At 40.0% G+C, this 12,402-nt stretch carries 8 protein-coding genes; 1 reads left to right on the top strand and 7 read right to left on the bottom strand.

Translation table 11 applies throughout. The annotated features are described in order from the left end of the window. Positions 1 to 12 precede the first annotated feature (12 nt). The 7 genes from B7692_RS00880 to rexB all read right to left on the bottom strand — a co-directional run bounded on the left by B7692_RS00880 (position 13) and on the right by rexB (position 11,369). Positions 13 to 666, bottom strand: a complete 654-nt coding sequence (locus B7692_RS00880; protein WP_084929641.1) for a CpsD/CapB family tyrosine-protein kinase — start codon at positions 664 to 666, stop codon at positions 13 to 15. A gap of 1 nt (position 667) precedes the next feature. Beyond that, positions 668 to 1,216: a YveK family protein gene (locus B7692_RS00885; protein WP_239822360.1), complete on the bottom strand. Its 549-nt coding sequence runs from the start codon at positions 1,214 to 1,216 to the stop codon at positions 668 to 670. A 198-nt stretch (positions 1,217 to 1,414) separates the two neighbouring features. Next, positions 1,415 to 1,990 carry a sugar transferase gene (locus tag B7692_RS00890; protein ID WP_084929643.1) on the bottom strand — a complete coding sequence of 192 codons (576 nt, stop codon included), beginning with the start codon at positions 1,988 to 1,990 and terminating at the stop codon, positions 1,415 to 1,417. Positions 1,991 to 2,223: 233 nt separating this feature from the next. Continuing rightward, positions 2,224 to 2,955 carry a capsular polysaccharide biosynthesis protein Cps4B gene (gene cps4B, locus B7692_RS00895; protein WP_084929644.1) on the bottom strand — a complete coding sequence of 244 codons (732 nt, stop codon included), beginning with the start codon at positions 2,953 to 2,955 and terminating at the stop codon, positions 2,224 to 2,226. Between the two features lie 295 nt (positions 2,956 to 3,250). Further along, positions 3,251 to 4,429, bottom strand: a complete 1,179-nt coding sequence (locus B7692_RS00900; RefSeq protein ID WP_084929645.1) for a hypothetical protein — start codon at positions 4,427 to 4,429, stop codon at positions 3,251 to 3,253. A 17-nt stretch (positions 4,430 to 4,446) separates the two neighbouring features. Beyond that, positions 4,447 to 8,097 carry a helicase-exonuclease AddAB subunit AddA gene (gene addA / locus B7692_RS00905; protein WP_084929646.1) on the bottom strand — a complete coding sequence of 1,217 codons (3,651 nt, stop codon included), beginning with the start codon at positions 8,095 to 8,097 and terminating at the stop codon, positions 4,447 to 4,449. After that, complete coding sequence (gene rexB, locus B7692_RS00910) at positions 8,094 to 11,369, bottom strand: ATP-dependent nuclease subunit B (RefSeq protein WP_084929670.1); 3,276 nt, start codon at positions 11,367 to 11,369, stop codon at positions 8,094 to 8,096. The genes addA and rexB overlap by 4 nt, the downstream gene beginning before the upstream one ends. Positions 11,370 to 11,486: 117 nt before the next feature. Between rexB and B7692_RS00915 the strand changes: the two genes are divergently transcribed. Next, entirely contained in the window at positions 11,487 to 12,296 is an 810-nt protein-coding gene (locus B7692_RS00915; RefSeq protein ID WP_084929647.1) for a Cof-type HAD-IIB family hydrolase, read from the top strand. The last annotated feature ends 106 nt before the right edge of the window (positions 12,297 to 12,402 follow it).

Raw genomic sequence — 12,402 nt, forward strand, 5'->3', positions numbered from 1 at the left:
CAAATAGTTATTTTAATAATAGTAGTAATAGGTGTCTTTATGTGAATCTATTTTATTCATTATCACACCAAGTAGTCTAGCTCCAACATGATCTAATCTACGTTTTGCTTCAGTGATTTGTCGACGTTTTGATTTTTTGATATCTACTACCAGAAGTGTGGCGTCAGCAATACTTGCTAAAATTTGAGCATCCGTTGCTGCTAGCAAGGGAGGTGTATCGATAATGACATAGTCATAAAAATCCTCAAATGCTTTAAGTGTTTCATCCATAGAAGAACTAGCTAACATCTCAGAAGGATTAGGCGGAACAGGTCCTGAAGTCAGTACATCTAAATTCACATCATTTATCGTCAAATGATTAATGGAATCTACTCCTGACTGCTTTAATAAAAAAGTGCTGAGTCCTTCAGTGTTATTTAGCTCTGTTAATTTATGTTGAGTTGGTTTGCGCATATCCGCGTCTATGATAATCACACTTTTCCCCTGTTGGGCCAAAGAGGCAGCAAGATTGATACTGACTTCACTCTTTCCTTCATTGGGATTGGCACTTGTAACGACAATGATTTTAATATTTTTTCCAAATTCTGAGAACTGAAGATTACTCCTTAAAGTTCTAAAGGACTCAGCTACGATGGATTTACTGTTATGAATAACTTCGATATGCATGTCACTCACCTCTTCTCTTTCTCTCTATAGTCGGAATCATCCCGAGAACAGGTGTTCCCACTAACTCTTCCAAGTCTTCGTAAGAATCAATCGAATCACTCAATAGATATTTGATGAAAATAACATTAAATCCTACAAAAGAAAATACTAGAATAGATACAAGAAGATTCTTCCATAGAACGGGATAAACTGGAGAATCACTTCCCAGTGCTTCTGTAACAACTGACAAGTTGTCGCGCCCTAATCTATCTGCTGTAAATTTCTTGTACTGAGACACATACTCTTTAATATAACGTTCTGCTAAATTTCGATCTAGTCCTCTAACTGTTATTGTGACCAACTGAGAACCTGAGTCATTTGTTAATTTAACCGATTTGATTTTGGCGATGTCATCAGGTGACAAACCTAATGCTTTGTTAGTATTTTCTTTTACAGGGGGGAGATCTGCTATCTCTAAATAAGTCTTAGCTTGTCTTTGAAAGAGGTTTATAGCTTCAATCGTTTGCGCATCATTATTTTGCCCATTTGTTTGGTCAGACGTGTTCTTCATTATGAGCTTAGAGGAGACACTGTATATAGGAGAAATGATAAAAACAGTATATAGACCAACTGCTGTCGTCCCTACTATAGTAAATAGAAGTAAAAATAGTAGTTTGCTTTTTATCAAAGAAAAAACTCTATTAATATTTTTATTAAAAATAGTCATATTATTGTTTGTTTCCTTTTATTTATTTTTTCTTTCTTAGAACTATCTAGAGCCGTTCCCAGTAAACATCACTTTAATTGTTTTTAATAGTATAAGAAAATCTAACTTGATACTTTCGTGATTGATATAGAATATATCGTAGACTAATTTATCTTTAGGAGTTAATTCATAACCACCATTTACTTGAGCCCAACCTGTAATTCCTGGGCGAACAGCTAAACGTTCATTAAAATTAGGGATATCTTTCAAAAATTCATTGATAAACTCTGGTCTTTCTGGTCGTGGCCCAATAATGGACATCTCACCTTTAATCACATTGATAATTTGTGGTAATTCATCAATTCGTGTTTTACGAATAAAACGTCCAACTTTTGTAATGCGTGTATCATTTTTGCTCGCCCATTTATGACCGTTCTTTTCAGCATCTTGATACATGGAGCGGAGTTTATAAATTGAAAACCTTCGTCCATTTAAACCAATTCGTTCTTGTATATAAATAGGATTACCACTTGATTCGGTTACAATAAAGATACAAGCTATTAAACAAATTGGGATAATTAATAGTAATGAGGGTATAGAAATTAGAAGACCTAAAATTCTCTTAATTCTCCTATACATAAGCATCATTCTCCTAGAAAAAACTAAGGCGCACGCATATATATGCGTGCGCCACTCATACGTTAATGCATATATATATATATATATGGTTCCAAGTTTATAAAAAAGTTAGAACTACTAAAAATATGTATATTTACCAAGAATTAAATCATACAGTTCAATATAACATAAAAAAATAAGATTTTCAAGCTTACGTGATTAAAATACAGGAAATACACCTAAATTAAATGTTGCTAAATATTTTTGTTCAATATAATCGACTGAGGATTCACTACAAATAACTCTTCCGATCTTTCCTTTCCATACTGATGACTAATCGCGTCAAATGCTTGCTTCATATATGGTGGTCTTGAGCTTAGATTATGCATATCGCTAGCCACACAGTGAACTAGATTATGGGATAGAAAATACTGAGCTCTTTTTTTGAGTAAGCGATACTTATCCCTGAATATTTTAGGCTTAAGAACACTCGAGCTATTTATTTGAGTATAACATCCCATATTTATCAATTCTTTAACTCGTTTTTCATTATTTTCTAATTCGGCATAGCGCTCAATATGCGCAATGACAGGTCTAATACCTAACATTAAAACTTTACTTACTGCATTGCGGATTTCCCAATAGGGGGTGGTCGGGCTGAATTCAATCAAAGCATATTGTGTATCGTTCAGAGTAGGAATCTGCTTGCTTTCCAATTTGTCAAGAGCATCTTGGGTAAAGTATATTTCAGCTCCATATAAAAGAGTTAAGTCAGGCAGTTCTTTCTTAGCAAGTGCTTGAACCTCTTTAAAGTTGGTCATAATTGTATCTTCTGGAGTTTCAAACATATTTTTACGACGATGTGAAGTGGATACAATTGTACGAACTCCCTGTGAAAAAGCTTCTTTCAGAAGAGCTAGGCTTTCTTCAATTGTGCTTGGTCCATCATCTACACCAAAAACAATGTGAGAGTGGATATCAATCATGTAATATTTCCTTATATAATAGAATTTTAGTTACTGTAATAAATAATTTAACACATATATATAAGTATTTTGAATAACCTATAAATATTAGTTTATACAGTTTGTTTTCCTGATGTTATTATACTACGAAACATTAAAATAATCTAGTTATTCTTATAAGATTTTAAAAGTTATCTAGTATAACAAAGCATATATAAATAAGCGTGTTTTGTTTTCGAATAAATCTGTTGAGAATAATAATGATACTGACTATTAAAACTAACACCTACCATGGAATTTCCACGGTAGGTGTTAGTTATATCAATAATCGTTCTAAAAATGGTTTGATGCAGTTGAGGAGAATTCCTTCTATCCAGCTTTCTTGTGCTGAGGATAGAATGTCTGTCTGGAGGCTTTCTTTTAGAAAATTTCGAACTTGTTCTGGTGCGATTTCAAACTCAAAGGCTTTCATTTTATGGAAAAAGTCGAGCAGATGGTCTGACAGATATTCAGTTGAAAAGGGCACTTCTCCACTTTTTTGATATTCTAATAAGAGCCTAGAAAATCGGGCTTTTTCTTCAGGAAGCTCACGAAAGTAAGAATTGAGGAGCCAGGTCTGCTTCTGCTTTCTTTCAATTGGATCCTGACCAGCAATTCGTTGGTCTTTTTCCAGCTCTTTTTGGTATTGTTTGGCCTTGATAGCCCGTTCTGTTCGATTTTTACCAAAAAGTATTTTCTCCCACTTGCGCTCTTCTTGAGTCAGGGTCTCTGTAAAGCCAAAGTAATCCTGATAAGCACGCTCTGCTGGGCCCATGGCTAGGACCAGATTGTCTGCGTATTGTTTGGCGATTTTATCTCTCTTCTTGCGCTCTTTCTCTGCCTGGATACGGAGTTCCTGTTCGTAGTCAATTTTCTCCTTGCCTAGCTTGACAAGGTAGAGGTTATCATCTGATTTTCCAAGTAAAAATGGCTTAATACATTTTTCAAGAACTTCCTCCATACGAACCTTCTTCTTAGGCTCTGCCTTGGTCCAACTTCCTCCTTGAAAGACTTCTAGGAAGAGCTGGTAGTCTCTCTCAGGTGCAAATTGATTGCCACGATTGGGTTTAAAAATACCTTTTTCCCAGAGCCACTTTAGAAGACGCTCGTCAAAGTCACTTTTGTTAACCTTGATTTTTTCCTTTTTCTGGGCTTTTCTGGTCAGATTTTCAACCTTTCTGAGCAGTTTTTCTTCCTCTTCTAGTTGCTGGTCAAGGCTTAATCGATGAAAATGCCGAACACAATCGCTACCAATCGGAAAGAGGCGTTGACCTGTGACACCGTTAAAGAGTTCGTAAGCGTATTTGATGGCATTTCCACAGACACAATTGCTACGGCCGATACCGTTAAAAATCAAGGAAACTTCATTCCATTCCTTGGTAGCTTGTTCCCAAGTATCAGCTTTTGAAGCCTGTAATACGGCATCATGCAGGGATTTTCTAACTGGAAGTGTCATGAGGTCTCCTTTCTAGATTATACTTTTACAACTTGAACCTCGTCTTTACCTAGTAAAATCAAGTATTTTTCAATATTTTCAATCGAATAGGCTCGAGATAAAGCTTCTCCGTATAGGGCTAACTGTCCACGATAACGGTCTATGAGTTGACTTGGTTCATCATAGCGGTCTGTCTTATAGTCGAACAGAACAATTTTGTCTTCGTAAAGTAGATAGCCATCAAGGATACCACGGACAACAAAGTCTTCCTGACTCTTTTGGTCTCGTTTGAGCATGGAGAAAGGTTGCTCGCGATAAAGATGGTCGGTATTAGAGATAATTTCCTGACCGAGTGCTGTGTCAAAGAATGCAAGAATTTTAGCAAGATTGATCTTGTCTCTGACAGCTGGGCTGGTTTGAACTTGTTTAAGAGTTTCTGTCAGGCTAGCAAGGGTTGGTTGCTGGCTGAGGTCCATTCTCTGCATGAGTTCGTGGGTGGCACTACCAATCTCAGCTCCTGTTACCTTTTCTTTGGTTGAAAAATCTGGCAAATCAAAGCTGATTTTCTTTTCTACTGACTGACCTTGACCTGCAATCTCGACACCTTCCATATCCATAACTGGTTCGTAGAATTTCTTGATTTGACTTGGGGTTTGAACACTAGGAAGTTCAATGGCTGCGAGGTGAAGAGTATTATAAACTTCCACTTCTTTTAGCATTTCAAGAGTTTCTTTAATGGTTTCTGACTGACGATTGTCTACTTGGGAGCTATCTTGGAGAGGACTTTTGTTTTCCAACTCTCCGATAGCTTCTTTAGTCAGTTGATCTTCACCAACAAAACGATAGCTAAAGTTGAGATGATCCTTTGCAAACACTTTGCTGATAGCCCAAATCCAATCTTGGAAATTCTTGGCTTGCAGTCTAGTGTTGCTGTTTAGTTTTCCATTTTTAGCTGCAGGAAATTCTTTGCCCTCCAGCTTTTCACGAGAACCTTTACCGATAAGATAAAGCTTTTTCTCAGCCCGCGTCATGACAACATACAGCAGACGCATCTGCTCTGAATAGCTTGCCAGCTGTAATTCCTCTTCATTCTGTATATAAGTTAGGCTAGGAATGGAGAGTTTGATGGTTTTAGGATAGTGATCTTCCACTGCTCCTGTCTCCATTTTGGCAATATATTTGACACCAAGCCCATTTTTACGGCTGAGAATGACCTCTGACATAGAGTCTTGCTTGTTGAAATCTTGATCCATATTGAGAATAAAGACGTAAGGAAACTCCAGCCCTTTACTCTTGTGGATGGTCATGAGCTCTACTGCGTCCTTAGGTGGTGCAACTGCAACGCTTGCCAAATCGTGCTGGGCTTCTAAAACTTGGTCAATCATACGAATAAAACGCGACAAACCCTTGAAATTGCTCTTTTCAAATTGATCAGCACGCAGTGCTAGGGCATAGAGATTGGCCTGTCTAGCAGGACCATTTGGCAAAGCTCCAACATAATCATAATAAAAACGGTCATTGTAAATCTTCCAAATCAAGTCATAGAGGGAGTGGGTTTTGGCGTACAAGCGCCAAGAGGCCAAGATATCCATGAATTGCTTTAGTTTCTCAGCTAGAGCTGAGTGAATCAAGACTTTTTGGCTACTTACCTGTTTTTGAGCATTTACTAGTTTCTCATAGAGATTTTCGTGGACTTTGTCCTCTGCTTTCTGAAGGGACAAACGTGCTAACTCGTCCTCATCAAAACCAAACATTGGAGACTTCATAAGGGCAACCAAGGCATAGTCTTGCAGGGGATTGTGAATGACACGAAGGGTGTCCAGCATGACTTGCACTTCTAGGGATTGGAGATAATTGTTTTGCTCTCCGTCAGTTTTGACAGGAATTCCGTACTCAGACAGGGCGAGGAGAATCTGGTCATTACGACTGCGGCTGGAGGTCAGAAGGGCAATTTCTTTAAAGGCAACACCTTGTTCCTGATGAAGTTTAAGGATTTCCTTGATAACTAAGCGCATTTCGCCTGTTAGTTTCGTTTCTGTTTGGTTCTCTTCTTCCTCACCTGTGTCATCCTTATCATAGAGAAGAAATTCTGCCTTGTTCTCAGTATTAGGAGTCAGTTTGGTATTGGCAAAAACAAGCTGGTGCATGTTATCATAGTTGATTTCGCCGACCTCTTGGTCCATGAGACGTTCAAAGACATCATTGGTTGCTGATAGCACTTCTGAACTACTACGGAAATTTTCTTTAAGCAAAATCAGCTTGCCTTCGTGTGGATTTTGCGCATAGCGTTGGAATTTTTCATTGAAAATCTGTGGGTCTGCCTGACGGAAACGATAGATAGACTGCTTGATATCTCCCACCATAAAACGATTGTGACCATTAGACAGCAATTCCAACATCCGTTCTTGAATGTGGTTGGTATCCTGATACTCATCGACCATGACTTCATGGAAGCGTTTCTGATAAGCCTCACGAACTTGTGGGAAATTCTCTAAAATCTCAATGGTGTAATGGCTAATATCAGCGAATTCAAAGGCATTTTCCTGACGTTTGCGCTGACGATAGGCCTCTACAAAATCACTCATGAAGGCTTGGAAGGTTTTAGCTAGTTCCCATGTATCTCCATGATAACGTTCTTGATAGTCGAGAATGGTTATCTGGTCTGACAGTTGTCCTAGTTTAGCAAACTGGGTCTTTCTCTCTTCGTTGTAGGCATCGGCCAGTGGCTTCAAATCAGCCTTACGGCTGGCATTGGTCAGAGCTCGGCCGTTTTTCTCTTTCGAAATTGCGACAATACGCGCAAGCACTGCTTGATAAGCCTGCCTATTGGACTCTTGATTTAAGGAGCCAATTTCATCCAGAACTAACTGAACATTTTCTAAATAGGCTGCCTTTGGAAACTCCTTGGCATCGTTATCCAGATGATAACGGAAAAAGCTTTCCAAATCCCAAAGGGCTTGCTGGATTTGCTCAGTTAGTTTTCCTTTTTCATTCGTAAAATCAGCTTTCTCAAAGCCTTTGAGGAAAGATTCACTCAGCCACTTTTGAGGGTTGCTGGTGGATTGGAGGAAGTCATAAATTTTATAGACTTGCTGGCGCAGACCCCGTTCGTCCTTGCCACGCCCAGCAAAGTTTTTCAGCAAATGGCTAAAGGTCTCTTTCTGTTTGCCTTGGTAATGGGCTTCAAAGACCTCATGAAAGACTTCGTTTTTTAGAAGAAGTTGCTCGCTTTGGTTTTGTAAAATACGGAAATTAGGCGCAATATCAATCAGATAGCCATGTTTACCAAGGAATTTTTGTGTGAAGGAGTCCATGGTTCCAATGGCTGCGTTGGGTAAATCTGCCAACTGACGACCCAAGTGTTGTTTGAGGTCAACGTCATCGCTTTCTTGGATTTGTTGGCTGATTTTCTTTTCCAAACGTTCCTTAAGTTCTGTGGCAGCCTTAACCGTAAATGTTGAGATAAAGAGTTGACTGATTTCCACTCCACGCGCTAATTGATCTAGAATGCGCTCTGCCATGACAAAAGTCTTCCCAGAACCAGCCGACGCTGAGACGAGGATATTTTGACCAGAAGTGTAGATGGCTTCGATTTGTTCGGCAGTTTTCTTTTGTTCCCTGCTCGAATTTGCTTCTGCTTCTTGCAGTTTTTGAATTTCCTCCTCAGTTAAAAAGGGAATGGGCTTCATCGATTCAACTCCTCTCTTATTTTTTCAAACCAAGCTTGCTTGAGTTTTTCTCCGATCAGACGCTTGCCGTCAGCCAAGTCTAACTTCTCTAGGAAACGGGATTGACCCAAGTGGTAATTGGCTTCAAAACCTGTAATGGCTTGATGTTGCTGAACATACGGTGCAATACTTCTGCCATTTTCAGTATAAGGGTTAATGGCGAACTGACCTTCTAAAATTTTCTCAGCTGCTTTCTTGTAAAGTTGGGCATTGTAGTCCAGTAGGAGCTGAAATTCCTCATCCGTCAGCTGATTGGCCTTATTTTTATTGTAAAATTCACCCAAATGACTGCTTTCTTTTTCTAAAAAAAGCCCTTGGTATTTCATTGACTTGCTAGCTTCTACTACTGCACCTGCCAGACTTTTAACGGCCATCAAAGATTGGACAGGCTCAGCCATTTCCAAGTACATAGCTCCGAAAAAGTTCTGCTCCCCTTCTCTTTTTAAGGCAGCTAGATAGGTTGGCAACTGGGAATTGAGGCCATTAAAGAAATGAGGAAATTGGAACTGAGTTAGACTAGACTTGTAGTCTACTACTCCTATCGCTCCATCAGCTTTCAAACGGTCAATCCGGTCAACCTTACCTCGTACAAAGACACTGCGACCATTGTCCAATTGAATAAAGGCTTGCTCTTTTCCACCAAAATTTGCCTCTTCTTTAATGGTTTCGATGGCTGGATTGTGTCGGAGAATATGTCCAGTTGTCCGTGCAACATCAAGCAAAACTTCCTTGGTAAACTGGGCTTCCAAACTTTCCTGATAAATAGCCTCAAATTCCCGTTCTTGACTGGTTTCTTGAATAGCTTGTTCTAGACGGTGGTCAAAGGGAGCTTCGTCAGGCAACTGCAAGGCACGTTCAAAAATACGATGCAAGAAATTCCCGTGACTGCGGGCATCAGGACGCAGACGTAATTCTTCCTGCAAGCCTAAAACGTAGCGGAGGAAATAACTGTATTGGTTCCGGTAAAACTCCGTCAAACCAGAGGTAGACAGGTAAAATTCCTGTTCAGCAGGATAGAGAGCTTGTAAGGTATCCTTAGCCAACTGCTTACTGCTTAGGCTGGTTGGGAGTGCTGGATTTTCTAAACCTTTTTGGTCTAGTTTTTTACCCATGACACGCGCCAGAACCTTGACAAAGGTCAAATCTTGCTCAGTCTCACTCATCTCGCCCTGCTGGTGATAGGTAACCAGACTGGACAAAAGACTGTGATAGGACCCCATATCTTCCTTAGACATCCCTTTGTGATTCATCCTCTTCTCTTTCCGACTAAATCCAAAATGGACTAGCTCCTGAAGATAGGTTGACTCCTTGCTTTCACTCTCATTAAAAAGGCTTGGAGCTGACAAAACCAACTGCTTACGTGCAGAATTGACCAAGGAAATCATAGTATAGCGATTTTTCTTGAGATTTTCACTGCTGGCAATCAGCAATTGCGCTTCCTCTTCAGTCGCTTGGTTTAAGCTTTGTCTTTCTTCATCTGTCAAAAGGCTAGTATTTTGCGCGATTTTTGGTAAATTGTCTTGAGTCAGCCCAATGGCATAGACAAAGTCAGCAGTCAGTGGTGCAATCAAATCGTAACTCTGCACCAGAACGGTGTCCACTGTCGCTGGAATGGTACGGTACTGAGATAGACTCATCCCAGAATGAAGCAAGGCTAGGAAGTCCTCCAGACTAACTTGTGAACCAGCAAAAACAGTCGCAAATTGTTCTAAAACATGACAGAATGCCTTCCAAACTTCAGCTTGTCTTTCCTGTTCAAGAGTTTCCATAGTGGCTGTCAAATCTTGCAACTGCTTGGTCACCGCTCCCTCTTTTAAAAAGACATTCCATTTTTGTAGGAGATTTTCAGTCTTTTGTTTTCGGCTAGCAAAAAGAGTCTCAATAGGTGCTAAAACACGCAGACGAAGAGCATTTAAACGTTCTAAATCAAATTTTCCATGGTGGGATTTGGTAAAGGTTTGCTGAAAGGCTGGCAAGCCATTGATACCAAGATAGCGGATATATTGCTCAAAAGCATCAATATCAGCTTGACTAAGGTCGGTATACAAACCTGTTCTGAGGAGGTTAATCAAATCCTCCTGATGGAAACGATAGCGTTTCAAAGCTAAAATAGATTCGACAAACTGTGTTAAGGGATGATGAGCCATAGATTCGCTTTTGCCTAGATAGAAAGGAATCTGATACTGGTCAAAAATTGTTTTTAGAGATAATCGATAAGACGCTACATCCCCCAACAGAATACGAAAATGCTTGTAACTAAGGTCTGAGTTCTCATGTAATTTTTGACGAATGCTACGTGCTACCAACTCTAACTCTTCCTTTTGCATCAAGCAAGACCAGATTTGTAAGTTTTCACGGTCCTTCTCATCGACATCCAATGTGAATTCTGAAAAGTCATAGGACGATTCCAGCAAACGAGAGGCTTTGTCAAAACTATCCATCTTTTCATGAGTTTGAGAAGAGTCCTGAGCAGGCGTTTGGTATTTAGAGGCTAGATGATGGAGAAACTCCACACTGGCTTGGTAGAGATTGCCTTCAGCGAATGGACTGGTATAGGCCTTCTTACTCGCATAAGCCCCAATGACAATCTCAACACCCTTGCCATGAAGTAAGTCCACAATTCGCTCTTCCTCAGCAGAAAAACGGGTAAATCCATCAATAACCAAGGCGATTTGAGTAAAATCACTACTTACCTTGTGATTCTCAATAGCTTCAATCAAATGGGACAACTGACTTCCCTGAGCTAACTGCCCTTGGTTAAGATAGGCCGTTACTTTCTCAAAAATCAAGAGTAAGTCTGCTCGCTTGTCCTCATCCGTCAAACTCTCCAAGTCCAAAAAACTCATCTGAGCTTTGGTCATCTCGTGGTAAAGTTCAATCAACTGCTGGATAAACTGAGGATCCTGCTTAATCGCACCATAAACACGCAAGTCCTTGGGGTCAAGTTCCGCAAGGCATTTATAAAAGGCCATCCCAAGACCGATATCATCAAGACTGGTCTTGGCAGGCAGGTCATTCAAGACCAGATAACGAGCCATTTGAGCAAAGCGCGTAACGGTAATCGCAAAAGAAGCCTTCTGGGACAAGCATTCCAGCACGGCGCGTTCCTTTTCAAAAGAAAGAGAGTTGGGGGCGATGTAGAAGACCCGCTTGCCCACAGCAACTAGCTCCTCCGCCTCTCTGGTTAGAATTTCAGTCAAAGAAGTCCGAATATCAGTATAAAGTAATTTCATCTCAGCCTCGTTGGAATTTTTCATTACCCTTTATTATACCATGATTAGCCCGAAGATTCCTCCTCCTTTCCTCTAAAATATGCTATAATAATACCAAAAGATAAAGAAGGAAGTCTTATGATTAAACTACTAGCCTTGGATATGGACGGAACCCTCCTCAATGAAGCCAAGGAAATCCCACAAGCTCATATTACTGCTATTCACCAAGCTATTGAAAAAGGTGTCAAACTAGTTCTCTGTACGGGTCGCCCGCTTTTCGGCGTCCTCCCCTACTATAAAAAATTGGGACTTGACATCCAGAATGAGTATGTGATTGTTAACAACGGTTGTTCAACTCACCAGACAAGTGACTGGGGATTAGTTGACTGGCAAGAACTCAGTCCAGCTGACATTGAATATCTCTACGAGCTTGCTGAAAAAAGTGATGTTCAGTTGACTCTTTTTGATGAGGAACATTATTTTGTCCTCGGTGGTAAACCAAATCAAGTCATTGAAAATGATGCTAAACTAGTCTTTTCAGACCTGACTGAAATTTCCCTTGAGGAAGCGACTAGTGGCAAGTACCGTATGTTCCAAGGTATGTTTTTGGGGACAGAAAGCCAAACAGACGATTTTGAGCAGCGTTTTGCTGGGGAACTCTGTCAACGATTTAGCGGAGTTCGTTCGCAGCCTGTTATTTATGAAGCCATGCCGCTTGGAACGACAAAGGCTACCGCTCTTTCACGACTGGCAGAGATTCTGAAGATTGATTCCTCAGAAATTATGGCTATGGGCGATGCCAATAACGATATCGAAATGCTCCAGCTTGCAGACCTTGGTATTGCTATGGGAAATGCCAGCGATTATGTCAAATCCCTAGCTGATGCCGTTACAGCCAGCAATGAAGAAGACGGTGTTGCGCGTGCGATTGAGAAATATATTTTATAATTAAGAAGCCCAGTTCGTGTAAACTGGGTTTTGATATTTAAGAATTCCTAAAACTTTAGAAACTCTTTAGAAATGCTTGAGCTTTCTTTGATTTCTATGCTTTATA

The sequence above is a fragment of the Streptococcus mitis genome (assembly GCF_002096925.1).
GTDB classification, from domain to species: Bacteria; Bacillota; Bacilli; order Lactobacillales; family Streptococcaceae; genus Streptococcus; species Streptococcus mitis_AF.